Annotated in this window: 13 protein-coding genes; 12 read left to right on the forward strand and 1 reads right to left on the reverse strand. The window is 68.9% G+C overall.

What is annotated here, in order from left to right; genetic code table 11:
* Window positions 1-184: 184 nt before the first annotated feature.
* The 9 genes from FZ029_RS04725 to FZ029_RS04765 all read left to right on the forward strand — a co-directional run bounded on the left by FZ029_RS04725 (window position 185) and on the right by FZ029_RS04765 (window position 7,498).
* Entirely contained in the window at window positions 185-1,006 is an 822-nt protein-coding gene (locus FZ029_RS04725; protein ID WP_149197528.1) for a UDP-2,3-diacylglucosamine diphosphatase, read from the forward strand.
* Window positions 1,003-2,001: a glycosyltransferase family 1 protein gene (locus FZ029_RS04730; RefSeq protein ID WP_149197527.1), complete on the forward strand. Its 999-nt coding sequence runs from the start codon at window positions 1,003-1,005 to the stop codon at window positions 1,999-2,001. The genes FZ029_RS04725 and FZ029_RS04730 overlap by 4 nt, the downstream gene beginning before the upstream one ends.
* A 96-nt stretch (window positions 2,002-2,097) precedes the next feature.
* Window positions 2,098-2,721, forward strand: coding sequence for a LysE family translocator (locus FZ029_RS04735; RefSeq protein WP_149268201.1), 624 nt, complete (start codon window positions 2,098-2,100; stop codon window positions 2,719-2,721).
* A gap of 67 nt (window positions 2,722-2,788) precedes the next feature.
* A complete protein-coding gene (locus FZ029_RS04740; protein WP_149268202.1) occupies window positions 2,789-3,031 on the forward strand; it encodes a type II toxin-antitoxin system prevent-host-death family antitoxin in 243 nt (80 codons plus the stop codon).
* On the forward strand, window positions 3,028-3,453 hold the full coding sequence (locus tag FZ029_RS04745) for a type II toxin-antitoxin system VapC family toxin (RefSeq protein WP_149268203.1): 426 nt from the start codon (window positions 3,028-3,030) through the stop codon (window positions 3,451-3,453). Before FZ029_RS04740 ends, FZ029_RS04745 begins: the two co-directional genes overlap by 4 nt.
* Window positions 3,454-3,621: 168 nt before the next feature.
* Complete coding sequence (locus FZ029_RS04750) at window positions 3,622-4,908, forward strand: 3-deoxy-D-manno-octulosonic acid transferase (RefSeq protein ID WP_149268385.1); 1,287 nt, start codon at window positions 3,622-3,624, stop codon at window positions 4,906-4,908.
* A 14-nt stretch (window positions 4,909-4,922) separates the two neighbouring features.
* Window positions 4,923-5,921, forward strand: a complete 999-nt coding sequence (gene lpxK / locus FZ029_RS04755) for a tetraacyldisaccharide 4'-kinase (protein ID WP_149268204.1) — start codon at window positions 4,923-4,925, stop codon at window positions 5,919-5,921.
* The gene (locus tag FZ029_RS04760) at window positions 5,905-6,801 is read left to right on the forward strand and encodes a lauroyl acyltransferase (RefSeq protein WP_149268205.1); all 897 of its coding nucleotides are present in this window, start codon (window positions 5,905-5,907) and stop codon (window positions 6,799-6,801) included. Before lpxK ends, FZ029_RS04760 begins: the two co-directional genes overlap by 17 nt.
* A 34-nt stretch (window positions 6,802-6,835) precedes the next feature.
* A complete protein-coding gene (locus FZ029_RS04765) occupies window positions 6,836-7,498 on the forward strand; it encodes a LysE family translocator (protein WP_149268206.1) in 663 nt (220 codons plus the stop codon).
* A 24-nt stretch (window positions 7,499-7,522) separates the two neighbouring features.
* Here FZ029_RS04765 and FZ029_RS04770 read toward each other — a convergent pair whose 3' ends face one another.
* Window positions 7,523-8,368 (reverse strand): BglII/BstYI family type II restriction endonuclease, encoded by an 846-nt coding sequence (locus tag FZ029_RS04770; protein WP_149197522.1) that lies wholly within the window; start codon window positions 8,366-8,368, stop codon window positions 7,523-7,525.
* A 189-nt stretch (window positions 8,369-8,557) separates the two neighbouring features.
* Here FZ029_RS04770 and FZ029_RS04775 point away from each other — a divergent pair, with 189 nt between their 5' ends.
* From FZ029_RS04775 to FZ029_RS04790, 3 genes are all read left to right on the forward strand, one after another.
* On the forward strand, window positions 8,558-11,638 hold the full coding sequence (locus FZ029_RS04775) for a DUF3369 domain-containing protein (protein WP_149268207.1): 3,081 nt from the start codon (window positions 8,558-8,560) through the stop codon (window positions 11,636-11,638).
* Window positions 11,639-12,060: 422 nt separating this feature from the next.
* The gene (locus FZ029_RS04785; protein ID WP_149268209.1) at window positions 12,061-12,912 is read left to right on the forward strand and encodes an electron transfer flavoprotein subunit beta/FixA family protein; all 852 of its coding nucleotides are present in this window, start codon (window positions 12,061-12,063) and stop codon (window positions 12,910-12,912) included.
* Between the two features lie 25 nt (window positions 12,913-12,937).
* Window positions 12,938-14,017, forward strand: a complete 1,080-nt coding sequence (locus FZ029_RS04790; RefSeq protein WP_149197519.1) for an electron transfer flavoprotein subunit alpha/FixB family protein — start codon at window positions 12,938-12,940, stop codon at window positions 14,015-14,017.
* Window positions 14,018-14,032: the final 15 nt, after the last annotated feature.

Below are 14,032 nucleotides of genomic sequence, written 5' to 3' on the forward strand. Positions count from 1 at the left end.
CTGTTGCAGAACCGTGAAGAACTCACGGCGGTTCCGTTTCAGTAAAAATGCAAAATGATGACGGCAGGAAAAATATCTGTGACGAATAGGTGCGGGTGTTCCAAATCATTGTCAAGGTATGCTGCTTTCCTTTATACGGCAGTTGTCTTGATGGCCACCGGCCATGGCGACGACGGAGCGGAAGATGGACGCCGTCCCAGCGGTCAAGCGCTACCGCAGCATTTGGATATCCGACGTTCACCTTGGAACGCGCGGCTGTCAGGCGGAGCTGCTTCTCGATTTCCTGAAACACACCGAATCGGATCACCTGTTCCTGGTCGGCGACATCGTCGACGGTTGGCGGCTGAAGAAAAGCTGGTACTGGCCGCAGGCGCACAATGACGTGGTGCAGAAGATCATGCGCCGCGCCCGCAAGGGTGTGGAGGTCTATTACATCCCCGGCAACCATGACGAGGCGGCGCGCGACTATGTCGGGCTGCAGTTCGGCGGGGTGCATGTAGTGGACGAATGGGTCCACACCACCGCCGACGGCCGGCGACTGCTGATCACCCACGGCGACAAGTTCGACGCGGTGGTGCGCTACGCCAAGTGGCTGGCCCTGCTGGGCGACCACGCCTATGTCACGCTGCTGCACGTCAACACGCTGTTCAACTGGGTCCGGCGCAAGCTGGGCTTCAGCTACTGGTCGCTGTCGGCCTATCTGAAGCACAAGGCCAAGACCGCGGTCGAGTTCATCGGCAAATACGAAGAGGCCCTGGGCGAGGAAGCCCGCCGCCGCAAGGTCGACGGGGTCGTCTGCGGCCACATCCACACCGCCGAGATGCGCGATATCGAAGGAATCCTCTATTGCAACGACGGCGATTGGGTCGAGTCCTGTACCGCCTTGGTCGAGCACGACAGCGGCGCGCTGGAGATCATCCACTGGACGGAGGTCATGGCGCAGCGGCTGCCGGCCCCTGGTCCCAGTGCGGGCAAGGTCACGGCGAAGGAACGGGAAGCGGCGTGAACATCCTGATCGTCAGCGACGCCTGGCACCCGCAGGTGAACGGCGTCGTGCGCACCATCGGCACCGTGCGCGATGAGCTGGAGGCGATGGGGCACAGCGTCGAGGTGATCGGCCCCGACCGTTTCCGCACCCTGCCGATGCCGACCTACCCGGAAATCCGGCTGGCGTTGGGGGCGAAGCGGCGGCTGTGGGCGATGATCGAGGGCATGCGGCCCGACTGCATCCACATCGCCACCGAAGGGCCGCTGGGCTTCGCCGCGCGGTCCTATTGCCTGAAGCATGGCAAGCCCTTCACCACCGCCTACCACACGCGCTTTCCCGAATATGTGCGCGACCGCGCGCCGATCCCGCTGGCCTTGTCCTATGCGGTGGTCCGCCGCTTCCACAAGCCGTCCTCGGCGGTGATGGTGGCAACCCAGACCATCGAGGACGCGCTGACGCACCGCGGCTTCGCCAACATCCGCCGCTGGACCCGCGGAGTCGATACCGAGCTGTTCCGGCCCCGCGACAAGGGCTTCCTCGATCTGCCGCGCCCGGTGTCGATGTATGTCGGCCGCGTCGCGGTGGAAAAGAACCTGGAGGATTTCCTGCGCCTTGACCTGCCCGGCACCAAGGTGGTGGTCGGCGACGGCCCGGCGCGGGAGGAGTTGCAGCGCAAATACCCCGGCGTCCACTGGGTCGGCGCCAAGCATGGCGAGGATCTGGCCAAGCATTACGCGGCGGCCGACGTCTTCGTCTTCCCGTCGCGCACCGACACCTTCGGTCTTGTTCTGCTGGAGGCGCTGGCCTCCGGCGTGCCGGTGGCGGCCTATCCGGTGCCGGGACCGCTGGACGTGGTCGACGGCTCCGGCGCCGGCTGCCTGGACGAAGATCTGAAGCGGGCGGTGGAAGGGGCGCTGGCGATCCCGGCGCAGACCTGCCGGGACTATGCGCTGGGCTATTCCTGGCGCCGGTCGGCCGAACAGTTTTTGTCGAACCTGCGGCCGTTTACGTAAAGGGGGGCGGCACTCACTTACTCATTCCGCTTGGCGAAGGACGGGTGCCATGGTTCCATTTCGCCGGATCGCCACTCCGACGCGAGGTTCCCGGCCATGACTCCCGAATTCCTCATCACCTCCCTGATCGTCGTCGCCTCGCCCGGAACCGGCGTGCTGCTCACGCTGGCGGCGGGGTTGTCACAGGGGGCGCGGGCCAGCGCGGTGACGGCCTTCGGCTGCACGTTGGGGATCGTACCGCACATGGCGGCGGCGGTGCTGGGGTTGGCCGCCCTGCTGCACACCAGCGCGGTGGCGTTCCAGGGGCTGAAGATCCTGGGCGTGCTCTATCTGCTCTACATGGCCTGGGCGACGCTGAAGGAGCAAGGGGCGCTGAGCGTCGAGACGGACGGGACGGCGGACAGGACGCAGCGTTCGGCCGGGCGGATGATCCTGCGGGCGGTGCTGGTCAATGTGCTGAACCCGAAGCTGTCGATCTTCTTCCTGGCCTTCCTGCCGCAGTTCGTCAGCGACGCCGACCCGCAGCCGCTCGCCCGCATGCTGGAACTCAGCGGCGTGTTCATGGCGCTGACCTTCGCGGTCTTCGTCGTCTACGGCCTGTTCGCCGCCGCGGTGCGCGATCAGGTGGTCTCCCGCCCGCGGGTGATGGCCTGGATGCGCCGCAGCTTCGCCGCCGCCTTCGCGGCGCTGGGCGCCAAGCTGGCGCTGGCGGAGCGGTGAGACGGGGTTTGGCGAAAAGGACAGGGCGGATTATATCTGACCAATCATCTGGTCAGGATGCTCCGACATGAACATGATCCCCCTTGCCGATGCGAAGGCCCATCTCAGCGAACTGGTTGCGCAGGCGGAAGCGGGAGAGACCGTCTGCATCACGAAACGGGGCAAGCCGGTCGCGCAACTGACCGCCGTGCAGTCCGGCCGCCGCCCGATATCCCTGGCTGAACTTCAGGCGGTGACCAACGCCATGCCGATGCAGTCGGAGAGCGCCGAGGAGCTTATCCGCAACATGCGCGATGGCGAGCGTTATTGAGCCGCTATCTCGACACGTCGCTGGTGGTTGCCGCACTGACGAACGAGGCGTCGACCGTGCGCGTGCAATCCTGGCTGCATCGTCAGGAACCCGCCGACCTTCTGATCAGCCCATGGGTGGTGACGGAAGTCTCGTCGGCCCTGGCGATCAAGTTGCGGACGGGGCAACTCGCCCCCTCCCATCGCGCGGCGGCGCTGGCGCTCTTCACCCGCCTCTGCGCGGAAACCTTCACGACGCTTGCCGTCGATGCGGCGCATTTCCGAACGGCGGCGCGGTTTGCCGACCAGCACATGCTTGGCCTGCGCGCCGGGGATGCCCTGCATCTCGCCATCGCCGCGGAAGCCGGAGCGTGCCTTTGCACTCTGGATCGCCGTTTGGCGGAAGCTGGACTTGCGTTGGGGATCGAGACCTTCCTGCCTTGAGGGCTGACTGTCCGCACAGGGCAGTGGGCCACGCGTCTCTCCACCGCACCGGCCCCTGTTACGGAACGGTTGCCGCGTGCTAAGGTGCCGCCGGGCGCGTCGCCGGTGTTCCGTATCAGGGGGACCGGCAACGCGCCCGTTGTCGTACGTCTCCTGTTCCGGGCCTTGATGCTGCAATCCCTCTACCGTGGCCTGACGACCGTCGCCGGGCCGGCGGTGCGCCTCTATCTCGACCGCCGCCGCGCTGCCGGCAAGGAGGACCCCGCCCGTCAGGCGGAGCGGTTCGGCATGGCCTCGCGCGCCCGGCCGGCCGGTCCGCTGGTCTGGATCCACGCGGCCAGCGTGGGGGAGGCGAATTCGGTCCTGGTGCTGGTCGGCCGGCTGCTGGACAGCGCGCCCGACCTGACCGTGCTGATGACCACCGGCACCGTCACCTCGGCCGAGCTGATGGGGCGGCGGCTGCCGGAGCGCGCCATCCACCAATATGTGCCGGTCGATCTGCCAGGCGCGGTCGACAGCTTCCTCGACCATTGGCGGCCCGACGCGGTGCTGTGGACGGAATCGGAGATCTGGCCGAACCTGCTGGCCGGCATCCGTGCCCGCTCGATCCCGGCCGCGCTGGTCAACGCCCGTATGTCCGAACGCAGCTTCTCGCGCTGGCGCAACGCCCCCGGCCTGATCGGCGGCCTGCTGTCCACCTTCCAGGTCACGCTGGCACAGACGGAGGGCGATGCGGAGCGGCTGCGCCGGCTGGGGGCCTCCGGCGTCGCCAGCGTCGGCAACCTGAAATTCTCCGCCGAGCCGCCTCCCGCCGCGTCCGACGCGATGGAGCCGCTGCGGGCATCCCTGGCCGGCCGCCCCGTCTGGCTGCTCGCCAGCTCCCACCCGGGGGAGGACGAGATCGCCGCGGCGGTCCATGCCGCGCTGGCGCCGGCTCTGCCTGGCCTGCTGACCGTCATCGCGCCGCGCCATGCCCATCGCGGCGACGCCATCGCCGAGCTGATGCGGGCGCGCGGATTGGCGGTTCTGCAGCGCACGGCCGGGCATCGGCTGCCGGGACCGGAGCATGCCGTCTACATCGCCGACACCATGGGCGAATTGGGGCTGTTCTACCGTGCCGCGCCGGTGGTGTGCATGGGCGGCTCCTTCATTCCCCATGGCGGGCAGAACCCGGTGGAGCCGGCGCAGCTGGGCTGCGCGGTGCTCTACGGCCCGCACATGTTCAATTTCGGCGAGATCACCCACATGCTGGAGGCCGCCGGCGGCGCCCTGCCGGTCGCGGACGGCGATGCGCTGACCCGCGAGACCCGGCGGCTGCTGACCGACGACCGGGCGCGCGAACGCATCGTCGCGGGGGCAGCGCGGGTGACGGCGGACAACCGGCGGATCATCGACCGGGCGTTGGGGGCGCTGTCCCCGGTGTTGGGCGCCGCCGGCATCCGGACGGCGGCCTGAAGGGACGCGGAGCCGTGAAGACCCCCGCCTTCTGGTATCGGCCGCCCGGCCTTGCCTCCACCCTGCTGGCGCCGCTGGGGGCGCTCTATGGGATGGCCGGCCGGCGGCGCATCGCCGGAACGGTTCCGCGCCGGGTCGGCGTACCGGTGGCCTGTGTCGGCAATCTGGTGGCGGGCGGCGCCGGCAAGACGCCGGTCGGGCTGGCGCTGATCACGGCGCTGCAGGCCCGGGGGATCGCCGTCCATGCGCTGACCCGCGGCCATGGCGGGCGGGAGGCCGGTCCGCTGGCGGTCGACCCCGGCCGCCACGGTGCCGCCGATGTCGGCGACGAGGCTCTGCTGCTGGCGGGGGCAGCGCCCTGCTGGGTGGCGCGCGACCGGCTGGCGGGGGCGGAGTGCGCGGTCGCTGCCGGGGCAGGGGCCATCGTCATGGATGACGGGTTCCAGAACCCGGCCCTGCACAAGGATCTGGCTCTGATCGTCGCCGACGGCGCGGTCGGATTCGGCAACGGCCGGCTGGTGCCGGCCGGTCCGCTGCGCGAGCGGGTGGCCGATGGCCTCGCCCGCGCCGACGCGCTGGTGATCCTGGGCGAGGACCGCCACGGTCTGGCGGCGCTGGCCGGCGGGCGGCCGGTGCTGGCGGCGCGGCTGGAGCCCGAACCCGAGGCCGCCGCCCGGCTGGCCGGACGCGACGTCCTGGCCTTCGCCGGCATCGGCCGGCCGGAGAAGTTCTTCGCCACGCTGGAGGCGCTCGGCGCCCGCGTGGTCGGGCGGGTGTCCTTCGCCGACCACCACCCCTACCGTCCGGCCGAGGTGGCGGCCCTGATCGACCGCGCCGCGGCGCTGGGCGCCTTGCCCGTCACCACCGCCAAGGATGCCGTGCGCCTGCCGCAGGAATTGCGGGCGAAGGTCGCCGTCCTGCCGGTTTCGGTGCGCTGGGCGGACGAGCGGGCGCTCTCCACGCTGCTGACGCATCTGTTGCAGAAAGGAAGCCCCGATGGCCAAGCCGCGTAGCCCATTGCAGCGATGGCTGACGCGCCGCATCGGCTATCCGCTGGAGGCGGTGCTGGTCTACGGCGTCTGCGGGCTGTTCCGCGCGCTGTCGCTGGACCGCGCGTCGGCGCTCGGCGGCTGGATCGGGCGGACGGTGGGCCCGTGGCTGCCCAACAGCGCCCGCGCGCGGCGCAACCTGACGCGGGCCTTCCCGGACAAGGGCAGGGCGGAAATCGACGCGATCCTGCGCGGCATGTGGGACAATCTGGGACGCACCATCGCCGAATACCCGCATCTGGAACAGATCGGCCGCGAGCGGGTGGAACTGGTCGGGATCGAGCATGTCGTCGCGCTGCGCGAGGACGGCAAGGCCGGCATCCTGGTCTCCGGCCATCTGGCGAACTGGGAGGTGCAGTCGGTCGTTGCCCGGCTGCTCGGGCTGGAGGTGGGCGTGGTCTATCGTGCGCCCAACAACCCGATCGTCGGCGACCTGCTGGTGAAGTTGCGCGGGGCGGCGACCGGCATGCAGATCCCCAAGGGGCCGGACGGTGCCAGGATCCTGCTGCGTCACCTGACCAAGGGCGGCCATGTCGGCATGCTGATCGACCAGAAGATGAATGACGGCATTCCCGTCCCCTTCTTCGGCCGCGACGCCATGACCGCGCCGGCCGCCGCCGTGCTGGGCATGAAGATGCAGTTGCCGCTGTGCCCGGCACGGACGGAACGGCTGGAGGGCGCGCATTTCCGCGTCACCGTCCTGCCACCGGAGGAATACCCGACCAGCGGCGATCGCAATGCGGATGCGCGAATTCTGATGGAACGGCTGAACCGTCTGTTGGAGGATTGGATCCGCGACAAGCCGGCGCAATGGCTGTGGATCCACCGCCGCTGGCCGGATTGAACGCCCGCTCCACGTCCTTCAAGGTTCGCCCGCGATGGCCCTGCCGCTCGACCTCCATCTGCTGCAACTCTATATGGTCGCCGTCTGCGTCCTGGTTCTGGCGCCGGGACCGGATTCGCTTCTGGTGCTGACCCGCAGCATCGCCGACGGCCGGCAGGCCGGGGTGGTGGCGACGGTGGGCATCTGCGTCGGCAACACCGTCCATTCGCTGCTGGCCGCCGCCGGGATCTCCGCCCTCATCGCGGCGTCGGCATCGCTGTTCGACCTGTTGCGCTATGCCGGCGGTGCCTATCTGGCCTGGATTGGCTTGCGGTCGCTGTGGAGCGTCTGGACCAGCCGCGGCGCCGAGCCCGCGGTCGTGGTCGAGGCTCCGGCCCCGGCGCCTGCGGCCCGCGTCTTCGTCCAGGCGTTGCTGACCAACCTGCTGAACCCGAAGATCATCCTGTTCCAACTGGCCTTCGTGCCGCAGTTCATCGCCCCGCACTTGGGCCATGTGGCGCTGCAGACCTTCATCCTCGGCAACATCATCTCGGTGCTGGGCGGCGCCTATCTGGTCGGCATCGCCGCACTCAGCGCCGGGGCCGCGCGGCGGGTGCTGTCCAGCCCGCGGGTGCGGACGGTGATGGACGGCATCGCCGGCGTGCTGTTCCTCGGCTTCGCGGTGCGCCTGCTGCTGACCGACCGGAAGTTCGCCTGAGGGGTGAGGGCAGCCGCAGCGCCCTCACCACAGATCGTCCTCGTCCTCCGCCCCGGTGTCGACGTCGAAGGTGGCCGTCTGGCGGACGACCGGGTGACTGTCCTTCCAGTCCTCGAAATCCGACACCACCGCCGGGCGGATGCCGAGCGCCAGCACCGGGCAGCCGCCGCCGCGGCCGGCGTCCAGACGGTAGAGCAGCTTCTTCATCCAGGTGGTGCTGGCGCCGTATTTGTTCTGGAAGTTCTTCATCTCCACCCGCCGCGCCACCTCGGTGAACAGTGGGATCAGCTCGGCGCTGCGGGTCAGCAGCACGCCGGCATTGATGATGCCGCATTCATAGAAGGTGCGGGCGGCGTAGAGGTCGCGGTCGAAGGTCTGGTCCTTGCTGTTCCATTCCAGGTCGAAGGACACGCGCTCCTTCACGAAGTCGATCTTGTGCCCGTCGATGAAGCCGTTGACCTTGTACAGCTCCTCGCGCTGGCGCTGTTCGGTCACCGTCTGGCCGCGGTTCTTGCCGGCGACGCGGCGTTTCTCCTCGTGCGTCACGATCATCTTGGTGATGAACAGGTCGCCACGGATGCGCGTCTCGTTCCAGCCCAGCGGGTTCAGCATCCGCTCCATCGTCTTGGCGATCTGCGACTTGTTGCCGCCCGACGCCACGATGTCCTCGGTGCGGATGCGGAACTCCATCAGCCGTTCGGTGATCTCGCGGAACTCGGCCGTGCAGGCATGGGCGAGGATGCGCGCCGCATTGCGGTAGCTGTGCACCTCGTACAGGTCGAGGAAGCCCGGCGGGAACAGGTCGCCCAGGTCGGGATCCCGCGCTTCGATCAGCGGGGCCTTGTCGTGGATGCAGGCAAGCAGGTTCATGACGGCACATGCGCGATGGAAAACGGCGCCACCATGGCGGCTGCCGCCCGGCAAATCCACCCTTTCCACCTGTAGGCATCACCTGATGGTGCCTGCCGGGGGCCGAACTGGCGGCCATTCCCCGACATATGGTAAGGTCGCCCGCGCGCCGGGGTGGAAAAAGCGCGGTTGTTTCGCCGGGGGACCGTGATGAGCGACGAATTCCTGTTCGCGGAGGAGGAACCCGCCGTCGAGACGGCGGCCGAGGCTGCCGAACCGGTCGAACCCTGGCTGATCCTGATCGTCGACGACGACCCCGCCATCCACGCCACCACCAAGATGGTGCTGCGCGGCTTCGCCTTCGAAGGACGCCCTGCGCAGTTCCTGTCGGCCGCCACCGCGGCGGAGGCGCGCGGGGTTCTGCGCGACAACCCGGCCATCGCGGTGATCCTGCTGGACGTCGTGATGGAATCCGACGACGCCGGCCTGCGCCTGGTCCGCTACATCCGCAATGAACTGAGCAACCGCCGTGTGCGCATCATCCTGCGCACCGGCCAGCCGGGGCAGGCGCCGGAACGCGACGTCATCCTCAGCTACGACATCAACGACTACAAATCGAAGACGGAGCTGACGGCGCAGAAGCTGTTCACCTCCGTCGTCGCCGCGCTCCGCGGCTACCAGGACATCACCGCCATCGAGGACCACCGAGAGGGGCTGGAGCGCATCCTCGATTCCTCGTCCACCCTGCTGGGCAAGCGGACGATGGCGGAGTTCGTGCGCCATGCCGTGGCGCAAATCGTCGGCGTCTGCCCGCCCGGCGATGGTGTGGCCCTGGTCAGCCGCCTGACCGACGGGCCGCGGCCGGCGGAGCCGCTGGTGCTCGGCGGCGCCGGCTGCCATGTCGGGATGGAGGGGACGCCGCTGTTCCTCGCCCTGCCGCCCGACGCGGTGCAGGCGGTGACGGCGGCGCTGGCCGACGGACGCAACCGGTACGAACGCGGCCACAGCGTTCTGGTCTTCCGCTCCGCCACCCGGCACCACGACACCGCGGTCTATCTCGGCCATGGGCGGGCGCTGACGGCGGACGAGCGCAGGTTGCTGGAGGTGTTCTGCGCCAAGGTCGCCATCGGCTTCGACAACGTCCACCTGTACGAGGAACTGACCGAGCTGAACCGCAGCCTGGAACGGCAGGTGGCGGAACGCACGCGCGACCTCGTGGCGGCACGCGAGGCGGCGGAGGCGGCGCGGTCGGAGGCGGAGGCGGCAAACCAGGCGAAGTCGCTGTTCCTGGCGACGATGAGCCACGAGATCCGCACGCCGATGAACGGCATCCAGGGCATGCTCGAACTGCTGGAACACACCAGCCTGACTGGCGACCAGCGCGAACTGGTCAGCGTGGTGCGGGAATCGGCCGGCGCGCTGCTGACCATCATCAACGACATCCTCGACTTCTCGAAGATCGAGGCCGGGCGGCTCGACCTGGAGCGGGTGCCGGTCTCCCTCGCCAATGTGGTGGAGGGGGTGGCGGAAACGCTGGCGCCGGGCGCACGGGGCAAGGGGCTGTCGCTGGTCACCTACATCGACCCCGATCTGCCGGGGGAGGTCGTCGGCGATCCGGTCCGCATCCGGCAGGTGCTGTTCAACATCGCCGGCAACGCGGTGAAGTTCACCCAGTCCGGTTCGGTGACCATGCGGGTGGAACTGGCGCAATTCGACGGCGACCGCGTCACCATCCGCGTCGCGGTGACCGATACCGGCATCGGCATCTCCAAGGAAAATCAGGTGCGCCTGTTCCGCCCCTTCACCCAGGCGGAGGCATCGACCACCCGGCGTTTCGGCGGCACCGGGCTGGGGCTGTCGATCTGCCGGCGTCTGGCCGAACTGATGGGCGGTGACATCGGCGTCACCAGCGAGGTCAATGTCGGTTCCACCTTCTGGTTCACCTTCGCCGCCGATCTGGTCCCGGCGGCCGTCGAGCCCGCCGTGATGCAGCGGGCGCCGCTGCAGGGGGTGACCGTGCTGCTTCTGGCGGCGGATGCGCAGGAGCGCGGCTTCCTCGCCCGTTATCTGAACGCCGACGGGGCCCAGTTGGTGGAGGCGGCCGACGCCGATGCGGCCTTGCGCACCCTGCTGCCGACCGCCGCCTGCGACGTGCTGGTCTCCACGCTGGGCACCGACATTGCTGCGCTGGACAATGACCCACGCGGCCGGGTGCGCGGGCGGGTGCTGATCGGCGGCGACGCGCTGACCGCGGGCGACGCGGCGGAACTGGGCGCGTCCGGCGCCGGGACCGTGGTTCTCGGCCGGCCGGTGCGGCGGGTCGGGCTGGTCCGTGCCATCCTGGCCGCCGCCGGTCGGATGGCGGCGGGGGAGGGCGGCCGTACCGATCGCGATCGCGAACCGGAACCCGCCACCCTGGCGGCCGACCGGCGCCGCCTGCCGACGGTGGAAGAGGCGCGGGCGCAGGGCCGGCTGATCCTGGTGGCGGAGGATCATCCGACCAACCGTCAGGTCATCCAGCGTCAACTGACCCTTCTCGGCCATGTGATGGAGACCGCGGAGGATGGTGTCCAGGCGCTGGCCATGTGGCGGGCCGGTGGCCATGGCCTGCTGCTGACCGACTGCCAGATGCCGGAGATGGACGGCATGGAACTGGCCCGCAGCATCCGCGCCGCCGAGTCGGCGACCGGAACCCGCCTGCCCATCGTCGCCATCACCGCCAACGCGACGGAGAACGAGGCGCAGTTGTGTTTGGCGTCGGGCATGGACGACACGCTGGCCAAACCGGTCAGCCTCGCCGACCTGCGCCGGGTGGTCGACCATTTCCTGCCCCCGACGGATGGCGAAGTCCGGGAGGGGGAGGAGCCGTGCAAACCTTCGGAAAGCACGGAAACGGTGACCGCCGAGTTGCAGCAACCCGACCCTCGGCCGGCATCTCCGCCACCCCCCGCGGTCGCCGACCTGCCGCCGCTCGACCTGGAGGCGCTGACCGCGCTGTTCGACGGCGACGGCGAGTTCGTCCGGCATCTGCTCGGCGAGTTCGTCACCTCCAACACCGCCTCGCACCGCTGGCTGATGGACGCGCTGGCCGGCGAGATCTGGGACGAGGTGCGGCAGGCCGCCCACAAGCTGGCGGGGTCCTCGCGCACCGTCGGCGCCCGCGACCTCGCCGCCGCCGCCGATGCGGTGGAACTGGCGGTGATCGACCACCGGCTGGAGGGCATCGCCTCCCTGGTCGCCCGCGTCGGCATCGAACTTGACCGCGTCGTCGCCCATATCGAGGCGGTCTGATTTCCTGCCGACCGTCCCCGGATGCGGCTTAAGGTGCCGGGATGAACGGAAGTCGGCGTCATCCCCGCGAAGGCGGGGATCCAGGCTTCCGAAGCGAGACCTTGAAACGGCTGGATTCCCGCATTCGCGGGAATGACGGCCGAGAGATGATTGTGTCCCTCTGGAGCATTGCGGTACAGCCAAATGCGCGGGCTTTGCAGCTTCCCGCGTCGGCTGTAGCGAAACCGACATGAGCGTCCCCTTGTCGCCTTTGCGACAAGTGTGCGACGCATCACGACCTTCAGAAAAATCCTTTATTTCCCGTGGCTTGGCCGGCATTCGCCGGCTGGCACGCCGCTTGCTGTTCTGGGTGTATCCCGGCCCGGTGCCGGCCCCAAACCCACATGCGCGTCACAGCGAGAGCGGAAGCCAAGGAGAACGGGATGCACATCGTCGTCTGTATCAAACAGGTGCCCGACAGCGCCCAGATCCGCATCCATCCCGTCACCAACACCATCATGCGGCAGGGTGTGCCCGCCATCATCAACCCTTTCGACCTGTTCTCGCTGGAAGAGGCGCTGCGGCTGAAGGACAAGGTGGGCGCCCGCGTCACCGTGCTGACCATGGGGCCGCCGATGGCGGAGACCTCGCTGCGCAAGGCGCTGTCGCTGGGGGCCGACGACGCGGTGCTGCTGACCGACCGCAAGTTCGCCGGCTCCGACACGCTGGCGACCTCCTACGCCCTGACCTCGGCCATCCAGAAGCTGGCGGAGGAGGAGCCGGTCGACATCGTCTTCTGCGGCAAGCAGACGGTCGACGGCGACACCGCCCAGGTCGGTCCCGGCATCGCCACCCGCCTGGGTTTCGAGCAGCTGACCTACATCACCAAGATCGAGGACCTGAACACGGCGTCCAAGGAGATCGTGGTGCAGCGCCGTTCCGAGGGCGGCGTGCAGGTGCTGAAGACCAAGCTGCCCTGCATGATCACCATGCTGGAGGGCACCAACACCATCCGCTTCGGCAAGATGGACGACCTGTTCCGCGCCGCCCGCTACGACCTGAAGACCTGGAGCCGCGACTTCACCGGCGCCGAGGAGGGCCGCGTCGGCCTGAAGGGCTCGCCGACCGTGGTGTCGAAGGTGTTCGTGCCGAAGCCGCGGGCGGAGAAGGCCAAGATGATCGTGGCCGCATCCGACACCCCCGACGCGATGGCCGCCGCCGCCATCGACGCCATCTTCGCCGCCCAGCCCAAGCTGGCCGACGATCTGCTCGCCCGCGCCGCGGCCGGGCTTTGACGATCCATCCGCGGGAGACCCGACGATGAGCGAACCGAGCAAGCCCCAGGGCCGCAAGTTCCAGCTTCCCGAACACCTGAAGGTTTACAAGAACGTCTGGGTGATCGTGGAGCAGGAGCGCGGCATCGTCCACTCCGTGTCGCTGGAACTGCTGGGCGAAGCCCGCAAGCTGGCCGACAAGCTGGGTGTGGAGGTGGGTGCCGTGGTGCTGGGCGCCGAAAGCCCCGACCTGAACCGCATCTGCGGCGACGCCATCAGCTATGGCGCCGACATCGTCTACAAGGTGACGGACCCGGCGCTGGCCGACTACCGCACCGACCCCTATTGCCGCGTCATGACCGAGGTGGTGAACACCCACAAGCCGGAGATCGTGCTGCTGGGCGCCACCACGCTGGGCCGCGATCTGGCGGGCGCCATCGCCACCACGCTGGCGACCGGCCTGACCGCCGACTGCACCGAACTGGACATCTACGCCGACAACCGCTCGCTGGCCGCCACCCGGCCGACCTTCGGCGGCACGCTGCTCTGCACCATCCAGACGCTGGCCTACCGGCCGCAGATGGCGACGGTGCGACCGCGCGTGATGGCGATGCCGGAGCGTGACGACGCCCGCACCGGCCGCGTCGTCGAAATCCAGCCGGACCTCCGCGAAGAGGACATTGTCACCAAGGTCCTGAACTTCATCGCCGACCGCGAGCAGAACGAGGCGCAACTGGCCTTCGCCGACATCATCGTGTCGGCCGGCAAGGGGCTGGGCAAGGTCGAGAACATGAAGCTGGTCTTCGACCTCGCCCGGGTCCTGGGCGCCGAGGTCGGGGTGACCCGTCCGCTGGTCCAGGCCGGCTGGGCCACCAACGACCGTCAGGTCGGTCAGACCGGCAAGACGGTGCGGCCGAAGCTCTACATCGCCGCCGGCATCTCCGGCGCCATCCAGCATCGGGTCGGCATGGAGAAGTCCGACCTGATCCTGGCGATCAACACCGATCCGAACGCGACGATCTTCGACTTCGCCCATCTCGGGCTGGTCGGCGACGCGCTGAAGATCCTGCCGGCGCTGACCGACGCCTTCGGCCGCCGCCTGTCCGTCAACCGCATGGCCGGCTGACCGCCGGACGAGAAA

The sequence above is a fragment of the Azospirillum sp. Sh1 genome (genome assembly GCF_008365135.1).
GTDB lineage: Bacteria > Pseudomonadota > Alphaproteobacteria > Azospirillales > Azospirillaceae > Azospirillum > Azospirillum oryzae.

Excerpts from the sequence above, each read along its gene's own strand:
- FZ029_RS04740 (WP_149268202.1), top strand. The coding sequence starts at position 2,789 with ATGAACATGATCCCCCTTGCCGATGCGAAGGCCCATCTCAGCGAACTG.
- FZ029_RS04735 (WP_149268201.1), top strand. The coding sequence starts at position 2,098 with ATGACTCCCGAATTCCTCATCACCTCCCTGATCGTCGTCGCCTCGCCC.
- FZ029_RS04725 (WP_149197528.1), top strand. The coding sequence starts at position 185 with ATGGACGCCGTCCCAGCGGTCAAGCGCTACCGCAGCATTTGGATATCC.
- FZ029_RS04760 (WP_149268205.1), top strand. The coding sequence starts at position 5,905 with ATGGCCAAGCCGCGTAGCCCATTGCAGCGATGGCTGACGCGCCGCATC.
- FZ029_RS04750 (WP_149268385.1), top strand. The coding sequence starts at position 3,622 with ATGCTGCAATCCCTCTACCGTGGCCTGACGACCGTCGCCGGGCCGGCG.
- FZ029_RS04790 (WP_149197519.1), top strand. The coding sequence starts at position 12,938 with ATGAGCGAACCGAGCAAGCCCCAGGGCCGCAAGTTCCAGCTTCCCGAA.
- FZ029_RS04765 (WP_149268206.1), top strand. The coding sequence starts at position 6,836 with ATGGCCCTGCCGCTCGACCTCCATCTGCTGCAACTCTATATGGTCGCC.
- FZ029_RS04775 (WP_149268207.1), top strand. The coding sequence starts at position 8,558 with ATGAGCGACGAATTCCTGTTCGCGGAGGAGGAACCCGCCGTCGAGACG.
- FZ029_RS04770 (WP_149197522.1), bottom strand. The coding sequence starts at position 8,368 with ATGAACCTGCTTGCCTGCATCCACGACAAGGCCCCGCTGATCGAAGCG.
- FZ029_RS04785 (WP_149268209.1), top strand. The coding sequence starts at position 12,061 with ATGCACATCGTCGTCTGTATCAAACAGGTGCCCGACAGCGCCCAGATC.